Source organism: Blastococcus goldschmidtiae (genome assembly GCF_031845325.1).
Classification (GTDB): domain Bacteria; phylum Actinomycetota; class Actinomycetes; order Mycobacteriales; family Geodermatophilaceae; genus Blastococcus; species Blastococcus goldschmidtiae.
The window spans coordinates 391,340-405,647 of the sequence record NZ_JAVREI010000002.1; the positions used below are offsets into that span (position 1 = coordinate 391,340).

The window sequence follows — 14,308 nt, forward strand, 5'->3', positions numbered from 1 at the left end:
TCAGCCGGGCACGAACGACCTGGCCACGGTCAGGCCGCAGGTCGGGGTGAACCGGTGATCCTCGCGGCTGCGGGCTGGGCAGGTGTCATGCTCGGCCTCGCCAGCTCCATCGCGCTGGCGGTCTTCGGCTTTCGTGCGCTGCGCAGACCCGACCGGGCGACGCGGGGCCAGCTTCAGCAGCCGGTCGTCGGCATGGTGACGGGCGCGGCAGTGGCGTTCATCACCTTGGAGATCGCGCTGCTCACCGACGACTTCGCGGTGTCCTTCGTCGCCGGGAACAGCTCGCGGGCGACGCCGGTGCTGTTCAAGCTGACCGCAGCCTGGTCGGCTCTGGAAGGCAGCATCGTGCTGTGGATCGCGGTGCTGGCCGGTTTCACCGCCGTGGTGCTGCGGCAGGTCCGCTCGGTGGATGACCGGCTCGGCGTCGGTGCGCTGGCGTTCATGGGCCTGGTGGCCACCTTCTTCTTCGGGCTGGTCTCCACCGTGGCGAACCCGTTCGAGGTCCTCGCCCAGCCGCCGGCCGACGGGCCCGGGCCCAACGCACTCCTGCAGAACCACCTCCTCGTCACCATCCACCCCCCGTTGCTCTACCTCGGGTACGTCGGGTTCACCGTGCCCTTCGCGTTCGCCATGTCGGCCCTGCTGACCCGTACGCCGGGAGTCGACTGGCTGCGGCGCACCCGCCGGGCCAACCTCGTCGCCTGGTCCTTCCTGTCCGCCGGGTTGGTCCTTGGCGCCTGGTGGTCCTACGAGGTGCTGGGCTGGGGTGGCTTCTGGGCGTGGGACCCGGTGGAGAACGCCGCACTGATCCCGTGGCTGACGGCGACCGCCTTCATCCATTCGGCCGTCGTCCAGGTCCGGCGCGGGATCCTCCAGTCCTGGAACTTCGTCCTCGTGCTGACGACCTTCGCCCTGACGATCCTGGGGACCTTCCTCACCCGGTCCTCGGTGGTCGCCTCGGTGCACAGCTTCACCCAGTCGCCGGTGGGCCCGGCGCTGCTCGGCTTCTTCGTCGTCGTGGTCGTCGGCGGGTTCACCCTGTTCGCGCTACGCGCACCCCGGCTGGCTTCCCCCGACCGGCTGGAGTCCCTGGCCAGCCGCGAGGGAGCGTTCCTGGTGAACAACCTGCTGCTCTCCCTCTTCGCCTTCGTCGTGCTGCTGGGCACCCTGTACCCGGTCTTCGTCGAGGCGTTCACGGGAGCGCAGACGTCGGTCGGCCGGCCCTTCTTCGATCGAATGGCGGTGCCCATCTCCTTCGCCCTGCTGCTCGCGATGGGAGTGGGGCCGTTCACCCCGTACCGGGCTGCCAACGGCCGGCTGCTGTGGGAGCGGCTGCGTCCGGCTCTGCTGGCCGGCAGCCTGGTCAGTGCCGGTCTCGTGGTGGCCGGAGTCCGGTCGGTCGCCGTCGTCGCCGTGGCCCTGCTGGCGACGGCGATCGTGGCGGCCAGCGCGCGGCAGCTGTTCACCAGCGCGCCCGATCGTCGGCCGGCCACCCTGTTCCGGATCCTCCGTCGGCAGCGCGGCTACTGGGGTGGGCAGGTCTCCCACATCGGTCTGGTGCTGGTCGCCCTCGCCATCGCCGTCTCGGCCGACCTGTCCGAGCGCACGACGGCCACCCTGCGGCAGGGGGAATCAGTGGAGTTCGGCGGTTACACGGTGACCTACACCGGCAACGAGACCATCCAGCGATCCCACCGCACTGAGGTGGCGGCGGAGTTCCAGATCCGCGAGGGCACCGACGTGGTGCGGATCGCCGGGCCTTCGCTCAACCAGTACCCCAGCCAGCAGCAGGCGGTGGCAACGCCCTCGGTGTGGTCCACACCGCGCGAGGACATCTACGTCGCCCTCACCTCGCTGGAGGACGGTCAGGTGTCGGTGAACCTTTACCGCTATCCGCTGATGTGGACGCTGTGGGCCGGCGGTCTCCTGGTCGCCGCCGGTGGTTTCTGGGCGGTGGGCGGCAGTCCTCGGCGACGCGTCCGCGACACGACCCCTGCCGCCGCCGAGGCAAATGCGCCCGCGAGCTCCGACGCAGGGGCTGCACAGGCTGTCGCGGTGCTGTCCGACCCGCCCGCCGCGCAGGGCGAGGGGCAAGACCGTGCCTGACCGCCGCCGGGTGGGTGTGACGTCGGCTCTGCTGCTCGCCTTGCTGACCGTCACCGTTGTCGGCTTGATCGCGGCCGGTCCCGGTCCGCGTGACCGGGTCGCCGAGCTGGAAGGCCAGCTGCGCTGCCCGGTGTGCAAGTCGGTCTCGATCGCCGAATCCCCGTCGGAGACGGCGGTGGCCATGCGGCGCAGCGTGGCAGAGCAGGTGGCGGCGGGCCGTAACGATGCCGAGATCCTGCAGTACTTCGAGGCGCGCTACGGGGAATGGGTCCTCCTCGACCCGCCCGCGCAGGGCCGCGGCGTCTGGCTGCTGGTGCTGCCTGCCGTCGTCGCCGTCGGGGGCCTGGCCCTGGTCCTGACCCGGGCTCGGCGTTCCCCGGCCGTGCCGGAACTGTCCGATGGCGACCGGGACCGGGTCGCTGCCGCTCTCGCCGACGCGCGGACCCGCCGCTACCAGGACGAGGACGACGAACCGTGAGCCGTGAGGAACTGGAGGAGCGGCGTGACCACGCGTTGCGGGATCTCGACGAGCTCGAGCGTCAGCACGCCGAGGGAGAGCTGACCGACGCCGACGTCGCGCGGCTGCGTCCCCGTTACGAGGCCGAGGCCGCGGCCGCCATCCGTGAGCTGGAGGCGCCGGAGCCGGAGCCGTCTCCGGACGCGGCCAGGGCAGGGCGCGGGGCTGTCCGGGCACGTCGAGCTGCCTACCTGGTCACCCTGGCGGCCGCCGTCGTCGCCGCCACGGTGCTCCTGCCGCAGTCGGTGCTGGATCGCCCCGCCGGGGGGTTCGTCACGGGCAACGAGCTGGACGGCACCCCGGCTTCCACGGCAGAGGATCCGGTGAACGGTGGACGTGACCTCTCCACGGTGACCAACAGCGAGATGGAGGCCGTGGTACAGGCCAATCCGGATGTCGTGGGGATGCGGTTGGCCCTGGCCAGGCGCTACGTGGAGGCCGGCGACCTGTCCTCGGCGCTGCCGCACTTCGTCGAGGTCCTGCGCCGGGAGCCGGACAATGCGCTGGCCCAGGCCTACCTCGGCTATGCCTACTTGCTCGCCGAACAGCCGGAGAAGGCGCAGGGCTACATCACCGAGGCGCGGCGGCTGGACCCGGCATTGCTGGACGCACAGTGGTTCGAGGCGAATCTGTGGCTCTACGGATTCGATGACCCGGCCGGCGCACTTGACGTGCTCGCCGAGATGGCCGCGCGCCCCGACATTCCCCCGGACGTCCGCAGTCAGGTCGAGGAGTTGACCGCGGAGGCGCAGGCGGCGCTCGACGGGACCGGAGGTGACGGCGGGTGAAGGACCTCACAGCACCGGGTTCGGTCGTGGCGCCGGAGGAGTCACCGGGAGCCGTGAAGCCGAAGCGACGGGGACGCGCCGTCCGCTGGGTGGCGGTGGTCGTGGCCGTCACCGCCGTCGCCACCGGTGTGGTCTTCGGCAGCCGGCTGGACGCCGACCCATCGCTGGTCGAGACGCCGCTGATTGGTACGGCCGTCCCCGATCTGGAGCTGCCCGCCCTGGAGGGCGGTGCGCCCCTGCGGTTCGCCGACCTCCAGGGCGAGGTCGTCGTCGTCAACTTCTGGGCGTCGTGGTGCGTGGCCTGCCGCGAGGAGCACCCGGCGCTGCTGGCCGTGGCCGAGACCTACCGGGATGCCGGCGTCACCTTCGTCGGCATCGTCTACCAGGACGAGCAGGACGCCGCGGTCGGCTTCCTCGATGAGATGGGTCGCGGTGGTGACAACTACCGCTACGTCACCGACCCGGACTCCACCGCCGCGCTCGACTTCGGCGTCTTCGGCGTTCCCGAGACCTTCATAATCGACCGCGACGGCGTCATCCGAGGCAAGATCACCGGCGCCTCCACCTTCCCCCTCCTGGCCGGCGCGGTGGAGGAAGTCCTGGCCGGGCGGGAGCCGCAGTCCCGGACCTCCGGCTCGGTGCAGCCGGCGCCGGGGGAGCCGTACGTGGACCGGGAGTAGCGCAGCTCGGGACCGGCTGGGCTGCCGACTGCGGCACCGGTCGGTGGACCGGGACGTCACGGTGCTCGGGGTCCGGCGTCACCGACCGCGGTCGCCGCTTCCACGTGACTGCGGGGGGCCGTCGTGTCCAGCGCCAGCTGTCGGTCGAGGCGATGACCCGCACCCGATCGGGCTCAGATCGGCGGCCAGCCGAACTGGGCGTACCAGGCGAGCATTCCGCTCATCAGCCGCGTCCAGCTGCCCGTGGCGATGCCGATGCCCATGGCGACGAGGAGCACTCCGCCGAAGACCTCGATCTTCCGGGAGTTGCGCCGGAGCCAGTCCAGGCGCAGCCGGCCGCGCCGGACCCCGAGGGCGACGAGCAGGAAGGGGATGCCCAGACCGACGGAGTAGACGAGCAGCAGCAGCGCACCCCGTGCCACCGTCCCCGACCCCGCGGCGGTGGTGAGGATCGCGGCGAGCACGGGGCCGACGCACGGCGTCCACCCGAAGGCGAAGGCCGCGCCGAGCGCGAGCGCGCTGCCCGGGCCGCGCCCGATCCGGCTCAGGTCCATGCGCACCTGGCGGTGCAGCAGCGGCAGCCGCAGGACACCCGCCGTGGCCAACCCCATCGCGATGATGAACGCACCACCGACGACGTTGATGGTCGCCCGGTGCTGGGCCAGGAGCAGCGCCAGACCGGAGGCGGTCGCACCCAGGGCGGTGAAGACGATGGTGAAGCCGAGCACGAAGAGAAGTGACCCGGCCAGCACCCGGTCACGGGCGGGCGCGGGGGGAGCCCCACCGGTCGCGGCCGCCGGGACGCCGGCCGGCGGAGCCAGGCTGGACACGTAGGAGACGTAGCCGGGCAGCAGTGGCAGTGCGCACGGCGAGGTGAACGACACCACGCCCGCGATTAACGACAGGAATGCCAGGGGGAGGAGGTCCACGGACGGTCAGGCTCAGTCGGTGGCCGCGGACGGGCCGTCGGCGAGCTGGACCCCTAGCCGCTCGGTGAGCAGCGTGCGCAGCTGTTCCTGGTCCGTTGCGCCGATGACCTTGTCGAGGATCTTTCCGTCGGGGGCGAGGACCAGGGTGGTGGGCACCCCGGGGCTGGGCAGCAGCTCGAGCGAGCGGCCCGACTCGTCGTACAGGTTGGCGTGGGTGATCCTCAGGTCGTCCAGCAGGAACCGCGCCGGTCGCTGCCCGTCCTTGACGTTGACGCCGAGGAACAGCACCTGGTCGCCGGCCTCGTCGGCGAGTCGCTGCAACTCCGGCATCTCCTCGCGGCAGATCCCGCACCACGACGCCCAGAAGGTGAGGACGACCGGAACCGCGGGCAGTTCCCGCAGCGCCAGCTCGGTCGGCTGGCCCAGGCAGCTCAGGGTGACGTCGGGGAGTTGGGTCCCTGCGCCGCCGCCGGCCTCCAAGGGTTCGGGGCAGGGAGTCGTCGGGGGAAGGTCGCCTTTCTGGGCCTGGGACAGGACGCCGCTCCCCGGTTCACCCGGGCCGGTGCAGGCCGTGGTGAGCAGCGCCGCAGCGACCGAGGCCCGACCGGCACGTCCGAGCGAGCGTTTCCGGGCGCCGGACGCTCGGGGCGGCGTCACACGGACCGTCACGGCGGCCCATCGCCGGGTTCACCCTCGGCGTTGTCCGGGGGCTGGTAGTTCTCGTCGTGCTTGATGATCATGGTGTCGGAGCGGAAGGTGTCGCCGTCCCAGGCTCCCTCCATCACCACTCCGATACCAGGGCGGAACAGTTGTGCGGGGGACCCCTGGTAGGCCACCGGAACTTCCGCGGGGCCGGAGACGACGACGAAGCGCAGTCCGCTGTCCATCGTCTCCACGCTGCCGTCCTGCACCAGACCGCCGATCTGGAAGCGCCTGCCGTCCTCGAAGTCGGCCTTCTGCGCGAGCGCCTCGTGCGGCGTCAGGAAGTAGACGAGGTTGCCGTTGATGTTGCCGACGAAGAGGACGCCGAGCAGGATGCCGGCGACACCGAGCACCGAGACGGCCAGCAGCCGGTACCGCTTCATCGGATCTTCTCGATCCGCCGGGTCGCGTCACTCAGCCGGTGCCGCAACCAGACGGCGTAGCCGCCCATGGCCCCGTAGGCGACGCTGAACCCCAGCGCCACCCATGCCCACTCAGACATGGTTCGGGAACTCCTTCCGGTAGTCAGGGGTGGTGATCGCCTGCCCGGCGAGTTCGCCGGCGGCACCGTCGTGCGCGGCGTCGTAGGCCTCCTCGGCGACCGCCAGCCGGATGCGTGCGCGTAGGAGCACGACGTAGACGAGCGTGAAGGCGAGGACGTTCGCCAGCAGGGCGGCAAGCATCCACTCGTCGATCGTGGGGGCCGCCGGCTTGAGTACCGTCGGCGGCTGGTGCACCGCCCGCCACCACACCACGGACATGTGGACGACCGGGATTTGCGCGAAGGCCAGGACGCCGAACACGGCACTCCGCCGGGCTCGCACCGTCGCATCCAGGGTCGCCCGGCGCAGCGCCAGGTAGCCCAGGTAGACGAAGAACATCATGGCGGTCGTGACCAGCCGGGGATCCCAGGTCCACCAGACCCCCCAGACCGGCTTCCCCCAGATCGAGCCGAGCGCGATGGTCAGGCCGGTGAAGAACACCCCGACCTCCGCACTGGCCGAGGCGAGCCGGTCCAGGGACGCCCGGCGCTTCCACAGCCAGCCCGCGCTGGCGCCGAGCGTGATGGCGAAGCTCAGGTAGGCGAGCCAGGCCGCCGGGACGTGGACGTACATCAGCCGCTGCAGATTGCCCTGCAGCCGGTCGGGGGGAGCGGTGAGCGCCGCGACCAGGGCGCCGGCGACGGCGACGACGGTGACGGCGGTCAGCCGGCCGGGAACGGGTCTCACGAGTACTCCTCGAGGGATCGGGCGGAGAGGGCGACCGCGAGTGCGGCGACGACGTCGACGAGCAGCAGCAGCGCCAGCCAGCTCCACGGTTGCCGGCCGTAGCGCACCGCCTCGGCCACCTGGGTGGCCGACAGGAGCAAGGGGAGAGCCAGCGGGATCACCAGGAGAGGGCCCAGGGTCGCGCGGCCGGCGAAGCCCTGCGCCAGGGCGCCGGCCAAGGTGCCGAGCACGGCCAGCCCCGCAGCGACCAGCGGCAGGACGGCGAGCAGCCAGGGCCAGCTGTCCAGTGGTGGGTCGTAGATCATCACGGTCACCGGCAGCAGGATCAGCTGGAATGCCAGCAGCAGCAGGGTGTTGGCTGCCGCCCGCCCCGTGAGCCGGACCGCGGGGTGCACGCCGGTCAGCCGCAGGAGGGCCGCCTGCGCCGGTGTGTCCGTGGCGCTCTGCCGCAGGCTGACCAGCACTCCGAAGAGGAGCACGACGACCCAGTAGATGCCGTAGCCGACCGATCGCAGCAGAGGGACGTCGGTACCGATGGCGAGCGGGAAGAGCAACAGCGCTACCCCGCCGAACGGTGCGGTGACCAGCAGAGCCTCACCGGCCCGCCCCTCGAGGAGCAGGTCCTTGCGGGCCAGTTCCAGGGCCTGTCGCGCCGGACCCGGCGGGGTCACCGGAGTCCCTGCCCGGGGACGACCGTGGCCGAGGGGAGGGCGTCGTGAAGGCTCCCCGCCCGGAGATCCAGGACTCGGTCGACGGCCACGTCGAGCCGGGCGCGATCGTGTGAGACGACGACGGCGGCGCCTCCGCGCTCGCACACGTCGTCGATGATGGCGTCGACGAGGCCGGCCGACCCGGTGTCCAGCCCGGCGTGGGGTTCGTCCAGCAGGAGCAGGGTGGGCTTGGTGAGGATGACCCGCGCCAGTTCGGCCCGGCGCTGCATGCCCTGCGAGCAGCGGTCCACGGGCCGGTCCGCGGACCGGCCCAGCCCGACTGCGTCGAGGGCTGCGCCGACGGCCGACACGTCGACGCCGGTCAGACGGCAGAAGAAGCGCAGGTTCTCGGCCAGAGTCAGCCGGGAGTAGAGCGCGGGGGAGTGCCCGATCAGGCCGATGTGCGGACGGATCCTCTCGCACTCGCGGCTGCCCAGCGCCGAACCGAGTGCCCGACCGGTGCCGGCGGCAGGGGAGAGCAGAGTGGCCAGCAGGCGCAACAGCGTGCTCTTGCCCGACCCGTTCGCCCCTGTCACCCCCACTGCTTCGCCCGCTCCCACGGTGAGAGTCAGGTCGCGGAGGACCGGTGTCCGCTCGACCGAGACCGAGATGCCGCACAGCTCGATCACCGCATCCGGGTGAGCCTGCCGCCCAGCACGGCAGGCGTCGTACGGCAGCCGGGAAGCTGGGGACACGGGCAGCCTCGACCTTCTTCGGCGCCGGGGGAGAGGAGTGCTCAACGTCAACGGCAGTACGCATGTAGATAGTACGGACCTGGGTAGTAGTGGTCACGACCGGGACGGCGATAGGTTCTACTAGGGGCGATCGTAGTAGCCTGGTTCTCGAACCGGCGCCCGCAGCGGAGAGCGCAGGGTCGCGTACGCGGGCGCCGGTTGTGGATTTCCGCGTGCATCGCCTTGAAGCCTGAAAATCCGACCAGAAGGAGATCCCCCATGAGCCGTAACGACGTGCTCGTCACCGTCGACTGGGCCCAGGAGAACATCGGCCAGCCCGGCATCGTCTTCGTCGAGGTGGACGAGGACACCAGCGCCTACGACGGCGGCCACCTCGAGGGCGCCGTCAAGCTCGACTGGAAGAAGGACCTGCAGGACCCGCTGCGCCGCGACTACCTCGACAAGCGCGCCTTCGAGGCGCTGCTGTCGAGCCGGGGCATCGGCAACGACGACACGGTGGTGCTCTATGGCGGCAACAACAACTGGTTCGCCGCCTACGCCTACTGGTACTTCAAGATCTACGGCCACCGCGACGTCAAGCTCATGGACGGCGGTCGCAAGAAGTGGGAGCTCGACGGCCGCCCGCTGTCCAAAGACGCTCTTCAGCGCCCGGCCACCCAGTACCAGGCGTCCGAGCCGGACCTGTCGATCCGCGCGTTCCGCGACGAGGTCGTCGCCTCCATCGGCAGCAAGAACCTCGTCGACGTCCGCTCGCCCGACGAGTTCTCTGGCAAGATCCTCGCCCCGGCGCACCTGCCGCAGGAGCAGTCGCAGAAGGCCGGGCACGTCCCGACCGCGATCAACATCCCGTGGAGCAAGGCCGCGAACGAGGACGGCACCTTCAAGTCCGACGCCGAGCTCGGAAAGCTGTACGCCGAGCAGGGCTACGACGAGAGCAGGCCGACCATCGCCTACTGCCGGATCGGCGAGCGCTCCAGCCACACCTGGTTCGTGCTCCGCGAGCTGCTCGGCAAGGCCGACGTCAAGAACTACGACGGCAGCTGGGTGGAGTACGGCTCGCTCGTCGGCGTCCCGATCGAGAAGTGAGCCAGAGGGTCTGCGGCCCCTCGCTGCGGTAGCGGGCGGGGGTCGCGCCGCGGCGTCCCGGAAAGCGAGTCGGGCGATGCGCCGGGTGGCGCCGGGCTGGCGGCGCGCTCAGTCCTCACCGTAGTGCGCGCGGCCTCGCCATCTCTTCGCCCGATGAGGGAACAGCATGACGACTAACCGTGCTAGTACAGTGTGAGCGCTGGTCTGCCCTGCGTCGGGTGTGCTGACGTGTGTGGAGCGGTCTCAGCGATCGATCGATGGGGAGATGCCGGTGCGACCGTTCGGTGACCTGGAAGCTGTGGTCATGCAGTGCCTGTGGCGGCGAGGCGCGCCGGCGACCGTCCGCGAAGTGCTCGGTGAGCTGAACGGCTCGCGCTCCCTCGCGTACACCACCGTCATGACCGTCATGGACAACCTGCACCGCAAGGGTCAGCTCCAGCGGCAGATGGAAGGGCGTGCCTGGCGCTACACCCCCACTCGTACGTGGAGCGAGCACTCGGCGGCGCTTCTCCAGGAAGTCCTCGAGGAAGCGAGCGACCGGGACGAGGTGCTGATGCACTTCGTCGCCGATCTGGACCAGGACGGGGTGGCGAAGCTCCGCGCAGCGGTGGAAGCTGCCCGTCGCGCTGACGCGCCCTGATGGTCAGCGCAGGCCTGCTCGCCTTCGCGATCGTCCTGGCCGTCCTGGCGCCCAGGATGGTCGGTGCAGCCTGGGCTGATCGCGCACCCCGGCTCGCGGTCGGTGCTTGGCAAGCGACCTCGGTCGGGGTCGTGCTGGCGACGGTCCTCGCCGGCTTGACGCTGCTCGTACCGGCCACCGCGATCAGCGGGGGACTCGCTGCGTTCCTCGACGCCTGCGCCACGACGATTGCGAATGTCTACAGTTCGCCCGGTCAGGTGCCCGGGATCGTGCTCGGCGGGCTTCTGGCCGTTGTGGTGCCCTCGCGTCTCGCTTTTGTGGCCGTGAGGCAGGTCCGGCGTGACCGTCTGGAGCGACGGCGGTTGCGGTCGTCGGTGCTGTTGGGTGCCCATCCCAGCCCCTTCCTCGGTGCCCACGTTGTGGACTCTTCTCAGGCGGCCGCCTTCTGCATCCCCGGTCGGCACCGCACGATCGTGCTGACCAGTGCGGCTCTTGAGGGACTGTCCGATGAGGAGCTGGCCGGGGTCCTGGCACACGAACGGGCACACCTGCGTGGCCGCCACCACCTCCCTGTGACCGCGGCCCGCATCCTCGGTCGCGCGTTCCCGCGCCTTCCGGTGTTCGCCCGTGCCAGGGCGGAAACCGAGCGGCTCGTCGAGCTGTTGGCCGACGATGCCGCCGCACGCGAGGTCGACCGGGTCGAGGTTGCATCTGCGTTGGTCAGCCTGGCGGGCATGAAGGCTCCGGCCGTGGTCATGGCGGCGGCGCAGGCCGCGGGGGCGGTCCGGGTGAACCGGCTGCTCAGGCCCGTTCAGCCCCTTGCGCCGATCCATGGATTCTTCGCCGTTGTCACCGCCGCCTCGGTCGTCGCTGCGCCCTTGGCCGTTGCGCTGTGGCCCCTGCTGTCCGCTTCGTCGAGCGGGCTGTGCCTGCTGCCCGGCGAGGCGTGGTGGGCCTGAGCGGCCAGCACCATCACACGTCTGCGCGACTGCCGCTTTGTGCTCGACCGATGGGAGTCTGAATGTCGCCGATCGCCCTGCTCCCTTGCCGGGATGGCCGGCCCTGCAACACGGTGGCGGGTTGCGGGGGTCGTGGCCGGCGCCACGCAACCGTTGCCGTGGCCATCGCCGGTGCACTCCTCGCCGCCGGCTGCACGGGTGACGCTGGCGACGCCGCGGCCGGTCCGGTCGGTGATGACCTCACCCTCGAGCACGTGCACGGGCTGGGGGTGGACCCGGCGGACGGCGCTTTGTACGCCGGCACTCACTACGGTCTGATGAAGGTGTCGGCGGACGGGGACCTGACCCGGGTCGCCGACCGCATTCAGGACTTCATGGGCTTCACCGTCGTCGGCCCGGAGCACTACCTCGCCAGCGGTCACCCCGGGGAAGGGCAATCCGGTCCGAGCAATCTGGGTCTGATCGAGAGCACCGACGGCGGACAGACCTGGACGACGTTGTCGCTGGCCGGTGAAGCGGACTTTCATGCCCTCGATGCCACCCGGGGGCAGATCTACGGCCACAGCGGCGGCAGGTTGCTGGTGAGCGAGAACGGCACCGAATGGACCGATCGGGGCGAGATGAACATCGCCGACCTCGCCGTGGATCCGTATGTCTCCTCGCGAGTACTGGTGACCACGGAGGAGGGGCTGGCCCTCAGCGAGGATTCCGGTGAGACCTTCGAGGTGGTTCCGGAGAGCCCTGTCTTGTTGCTCATCGACTTCTCCCTGAGCGCCGGTGAGGCGGTGGGCATCTCGCCGGAGGGAATCGTGTATGCCAGCACGGACGGCGGACTGACATGGATGGAGCGTGGAGAGGTCGGTGCCGCGCCGGAGGCGCTGGGCGTGAACGGTGAGGACGTCTACGTCGCCGTTGACGGCGCCATTCTCATCTCGACTGATGGTGGAGCGACCTTCACGGACCTGTACCGGGGGGAGTGATGAAGCCGCGGGGCCTCGGCGTACTGCTGGCACTCGGTCTGCTCGCCGGCTGTAGTTCCGATGCGACTCCGGCCGGCGACTCCGGAGCGTCTCCGGGCTCGGGGAGGCTGCCCGTGGAGACCGCGCCACCCTGCGAGGAGCTTCCCGAAGAGCCTGCGGCTCCGAGCGCCGAAGTTCTGCCGTCTCTCACGCTTCCGTGCCTCGGCCCCGGTCCCGAGATCTCGTTGGACCGGCTCACCGGTCGACCCACCCTGGTGAACCTCTGGGCGACATGGTGCCTCCCCTGCCGCGAGGAGATGCCACTGCTTCAGGAGGCCTGCGCGCGGCACGGGCAGGACGTGCGCTTCCTCGGCATCGACACCCAGGACGACCCCGAAGCGGCCGCCGCATTCCTGAGCGACCTCGGGATCGGCTATCCCCACGCGGTGGATGCGGACGCCGAGCTACTACGCGAGCTCGGCGTGCGGGGCCTGCCCGTGACGCTCGCGATCGACGAGCAAGGGCGCGTCGTCGACCGTCGAGTGGGCCAGTTGACGCCGGAGGAACTCCAAGAGCTGATCGACACCTTGCTGGCCTGAGCCTGGGACGGTGCAAACGACGGCCCCGAGCAGCTGGCCCGGGACTTCACCAGGCGGTGCGCAACCGCGGCGTAGGGCATCGCTACGTTCTGACGGCGGCATGTACAGCGTGGAACGCCGCCATCCGGCGCGGAACTCGCGAGCAGGTGCAGGGCCAGGAAATCGCGCCCCGGGGGCTCGAGGCGGTCAGTTTTCGCGCAGGTCCTGCAACCGCCGGCGGAACTCGTCGGTGTCCAACTCGCCGCGGGCATACCGCATCCGGACTTCGTCTTCTGCCGACGAGTCCTCGCGGCGACCAGAGCCCCCTCGGTGCGCGTCCGTCGGCCGACGGGTTGCACGCACCACCAGCACGACTGCGACTGCGATCAAGGCGATCAGCAGCGCCGTCCAGAGGAGCATGCCCAGGCCCATGCCCATCATGCCCATCATGCCCATGTCTCCACCCATCACGCCGACAACCTCCTGTTGAACCTCGATCGGACTTGTACTAAATCCCATAGTAGGCTTGGCCCCGTGAGGCCTGGGCGGTGGTCTCACCGCTGAATCGTCGTTGCCCGCTATCGCCTCGGTCTATCCGCCACGAGAGCGCCGGCGTCGCCGAAGGGGCTGTCCATGCGCGGAGAGATGTGCGAGTTCCCCTGCCGCCATTGGGCTGCACGAATCTCCGACGCAGCGCGACGACCGTCGGGTGGTCCACCGAGCCGTCCTGCCGCCCTGACCACGAGACGTAGGAGCGCGCGGCCCCCGCCTCTCCGGGCCACCGCTGCAGCAGTCCTTGAAGTGAGCGGACAACTGCGAAGCCAGCCGGAATAGGGTAGGGGGGTATCGTGTTCCCGTGCTATAGGACAACTTCGAGGGGGAGGGTGCATGGAGTCCACGCAGGAAGTGAGGCGCCAGGGCTACATCCGTCGCAAGGACGACTACCTGAATCGACTCCGGCGGATCGAGGGCCAGGCTCGTGGACTTCAGCGGATGGTCGAGGACGAGAAGTATTGCATCGACATCCTCACCCAGGTCTCGGCCGCCACCAAGGCGCTTCAATCGGTGGCGCTGGGCCTACTCGAAGAGCATCTCCGCCACTGCGTCGTCCAGGCCGCCGAGGCCGGCGGCCGAGACGCCGAGGACAAAGTGCGCGAGGCTTCCGACGCCGTCGCCCGGCTCGTGCGGTCGTGAGGTACCCATGGGCAGCGGTCCACCCCCGCGATGGCCGGAACCTCCGGCGAACCTGCACATTCACGAATGAAAGGACACCGGTTCCATGAGCACCTCGACCTACACCGTCGTCGGCATGACCTGCGGACACTGCGTCTCCGCCGTGACCGAGGAGGTGAACGAGCTGCCCGGCGTCACAGCCGTACAGGTGGATCTAGCCAGCGGGGGACTCACCGTCAGCAGCGACACCGCGATCGACGAGGCCGCCGTACGTTCAGCTGTGCAAGAGGCGGGCTACGAACTGGTCGGCCACTAAGCGCCCAGGCCCGCCACGTCGCCCATGAGCGGGAGTGCTTCGACCAGCTTCCCGGCCTGGCATCGCGTTCCGAGGCGCGGTCCGCTGCCGGCTCTTGGGCACCGATGGATCGGCCCGGTCGGCCAGCAAACGAGCATCCGCCTCGGCTCCGCGCACGACCGCGCCACGGTGCACATGCAGGGCCACGCCGTCGGGTTCACCTGGACGCGGCCGGCCATGGTCGCCATTCCGGTTGCTGCCA

Annotated in this window: 19 protein-coding genes; 11 read left to right on the forward strand and 8 right to left on the reverse strand. The window is 70.3% G+C overall.

What is annotated here, in order from left to right:
* The first annotated feature begins 54 nt into the window (after window positions 1–54).
* From RM425_RS06600 to RM425_RS06615, 4 genes are read left to right on the forward strand one after another with little or no spacing between them, the layout of a single operon-like run.
* Window positions 55–2,106: a heme lyase CcmF/NrfE family subunit gene (locus tag RM425_RS06600; RefSeq protein WP_311344385.1), complete on the forward strand. Its 2,052-nt coding sequence runs from the start codon at window positions 55–57 to the stop codon at window positions 2,104–2,106.
* Window positions 2,099–2,584: a cytochrome c-type biogenesis protein gene (locus tag RM425_RS06605; RefSeq protein WP_311344386.1), complete on the forward strand. Its 486-nt coding sequence runs from the start codon at window positions 2,099–2,101 to the stop codon at window positions 2,582–2,584. The genes RM425_RS06600 and RM425_RS06605 overlap by 8 nt, the downstream gene beginning before the upstream one ends.
* The gene (locus RM425_RS06610; RefSeq protein ID WP_311344387.1) at window positions 2,581–3,411 is read left to right on the forward strand and encodes a tetratricopeptide repeat protein; all 831 of its coding nucleotides are present in this window, start codon (window positions 2,581–2,583) and stop codon (window positions 3,409–3,411) included. The genes RM425_RS06605 and RM425_RS06610 overlap by 4 nt, the downstream gene beginning before the upstream one ends.
* A complete protein-coding gene (locus RM425_RS06615) occupies window positions 3,408–4,091 on the forward strand; it encodes a TlpA family protein disulfide reductase (protein ID WP_311344388.1) in 684 nt (227 codons plus the stop codon). Before RM425_RS06610 ends, RM425_RS06615 begins: the two co-directional genes overlap by 4 nt.
* 173 nt (window positions 4,092–4,264) lie before the next feature.
* On the opposite strand, the gene RM425_RS06620 is transcribed toward RM425_RS06615, so the two are convergent.
* The 7 genes from RM425_RS06620 to ccmA form a co-directional block, all read right to left on the reverse strand.
* Window positions 4,265–5,020 (reverse strand): cytochrome c biogenesis CcdA family protein, encoded by a 756-nt coding sequence (locus RM425_RS06620; protein ID WP_311344389.1) that lies wholly within the window; start codon window positions 5,018–5,020, stop codon window positions 4,265–4,267.
* Between the two features lie 12 nt (window positions 5,021–5,032).
* Window positions 5,033–5,500, reverse strand: a complete 468-nt coding sequence (locus RM425_RS06625) for a TlpA family protein disulfide reductase (protein ID WP_311344390.1) — start codon at window positions 5,498–5,500, stop codon at window positions 5,033–5,035.
* A 185-nt stretch (window positions 5,501–5,685) separates the two neighbouring features.
* On the reverse strand, window positions 5,686–6,105 hold the full coding sequence (locus RM425_RS06630) for a cytochrome c maturation protein CcmE (protein WP_311344391.1): 420 nt from the start codon (window positions 6,103–6,105) through the stop codon (window positions 5,686–5,688).
* Complete coding sequence (locus RM425_RS06635; protein ID WP_311344392.1) at window positions 6,102–6,224, reverse strand: hypothetical protein; 123 nt, start codon at window positions 6,222–6,224, stop codon at window positions 6,102–6,104. Before RM425_RS06635 ends, RM425_RS06630 begins: the two co-directional genes overlap by 4 nt.
* Complete coding sequence (ccsA, locus tag RM425_RS06640; protein ID WP_311344393.1) at window positions 6,217–6,951, reverse strand: cytochrome c biogenesis protein CcsA; 735 nt, start codon at window positions 6,949–6,951, stop codon at window positions 6,217–6,219. Before ccsA ends, RM425_RS06635 begins: the two co-directional genes overlap by 8 nt.
* Window positions 6,948–7,622 (reverse strand): heme exporter protein CcmB, encoded by a 675-nt coding sequence (locus RM425_RS06645; protein ID WP_311344394.1) that lies wholly within the window; start codon window positions 7,620–7,622, stop codon window positions 6,948–6,950. The genes ccsA and RM425_RS06645 overlap by 4 nt, the downstream gene beginning before the upstream one ends.
* Complete coding sequence (ccmA, locus tag RM425_RS06650) at window positions 7,619–8,290, reverse strand: heme ABC exporter ATP-binding protein CcmA (protein WP_311344447.1); 672 nt, start codon at window positions 8,288–8,290, stop codon at window positions 7,619–7,621. The genes RM425_RS06645 and ccmA overlap by 4 nt, the downstream gene beginning before the upstream one ends.
* A gap of 324 nt (window positions 8,291–8,614) precedes the next feature.
* Between ccmA and RM425_RS06655 the strand changes: the two genes are divergently transcribed.
* From RM425_RS06655 to RM425_RS06675, 5 genes are all read left to right on the forward strand, one after another.
* On the forward strand, window positions 8,615–9,442 hold the full coding sequence (locus RM425_RS06655) for a sulfurtransferase (RefSeq protein WP_311344395.1): 828 nt from the start codon (window positions 8,615–8,617) through the stop codon (window positions 9,440–9,442).
* A 265-nt stretch (window positions 9,443–9,707) separates the two neighbouring features.
* Window positions 9,708–10,082: a BlaI/MecI/CopY family transcriptional regulator gene (locus RM425_RS06660; RefSeq protein ID WP_236827468.1), complete on the forward strand. Its 375-nt coding sequence runs from the start codon at window positions 9,708–9,710 to the stop codon at window positions 10,080–10,082.
* The gene (locus tag RM425_RS06665) at window positions 10,082–11,041 is read left to right on the forward strand and encodes a M56 family metallopeptidase (protein WP_311344396.1); all 960 of its coding nucleotides are present in this window, start codon (window positions 10,082–10,084) and stop codon (window positions 11,039–11,041) included. Before RM425_RS06660 ends, RM425_RS06665 begins: the two co-directional genes overlap by 1 nt.
* Window positions 11,042–11,199: 158 nt before the next feature.
* Window positions 11,200–12,021, forward strand: coding sequence for a F510_1955 family glycosylhydrolase (locus RM425_RS06670; protein ID WP_311344397.1), 822 nt, complete (start codon window positions 11,200–11,202; stop codon window positions 12,019–12,021).
* Between the two features lie 113 nt (window positions 12,022–12,134).
* Window positions 12,135–12,599 carry a TlpA family protein disulfide reductase gene (locus RM425_RS06675; RefSeq protein ID WP_311344398.1) on the forward strand — a complete coding sequence of 155 codons (465 nt, stop codon included), beginning with the start codon at window positions 12,135–12,137 and terminating at the stop codon, window positions 12,597–12,599.
* 186 nt (window positions 12,600–12,785) lie between these two features.
* On the opposite strand, the gene RM425_RS06680 is transcribed toward RM425_RS06675, so the two are convergent.
* On the reverse strand, window positions 12,786–13,034 hold the full coding sequence (locus RM425_RS06680; RefSeq protein WP_311344399.1) for an SHOCT domain-containing protein: 249 nt from the start codon (window positions 13,032–13,034) through the stop codon (window positions 12,786–12,788).
* 432 nt (window positions 13,035–13,466) lie between these two features.
* On the opposite strand from RM425_RS06680, the gene RM425_RS06685 reads away from it, so the two are divergent.
* Both RM425_RS06685 and RM425_RS06690 read left to right on the forward strand, forming a co-directional pair.
* Window positions 13,467–13,772 (forward strand): metal-sensitive transcriptional regulator, encoded by a 306-nt coding sequence (locus RM425_RS06685; protein ID WP_311344400.1) that lies wholly within the window; start codon window positions 13,467–13,469, stop codon window positions 13,770–13,772.
* 85 nt (window positions 13,773–13,857) lie between these two features.
* A complete protein-coding gene (locus RM425_RS06690; RefSeq protein ID WP_014375712.1) occupies window positions 13,858–14,067 on the forward strand; it encodes a heavy-metal-associated domain-containing protein in 210 nt (69 codons plus the stop codon).
* Window positions 14,068–14,308: the final 241 nt, after the last annotated feature.

Excerpts from the sequence above, each read along its gene's own strand:
- RM425_RS06630 (WP_311344391.1), bottom strand. The coding sequence starts at position 6,105 with ATGAAGCGGTACCGGCTGCTGGCCGTCTCGGTGCTCGGTGTCGCCGGC.
- RM425_RS06635 (WP_311344392.1), bottom strand. The coding sequence starts at position 6,224 with ATGTCTGAGTGGGCATGGGTGGCGCTGGGGTTCAGCGTCGCCTACGGG.
- RM425_RS06655 (WP_311344395.1), top strand. The coding sequence starts at position 8,615 with ATGAGCCGTAACGACGTGCTCGTCACCGTCGACTGGGCCCAGGAGAAC.
- RM425_RS06660 (WP_236827468.1), top strand. The coding sequence starts at position 9,708 with ATGCCGGTGCGACCGTTCGGTGACCTGGAAGCTGTGGTCATGCAGTGC.
- RM425_RS06665 (WP_311344396.1), top strand. The coding sequence starts at position 10,082 with ATGGTCAGCGCAGGCCTGCTCGCCTTCGCGATCGTCCTGGCCGTCCTG.
- RM425_RS06680 (WP_311344399.1), bottom strand. The coding sequence starts at position 13,034 with ATGGGCATGATGGGCATGATGGGCATGGGCCTGGGCATGCTCCTCTGG.
- RM425_RS06685 (WP_311344400.1), top strand. The coding sequence starts at position 13,467 with ATGGAGTCCACGCAGGAAGTGAGGCGCCAGGGCTACATCCGTCGCAAG.
- RM425_RS06690 (WP_014375712.1), top strand. The coding sequence starts at position 13,858 with ATGAGCACCTCGACCTACACCGTCGTCGGCATGACCTGCGGACACTGC.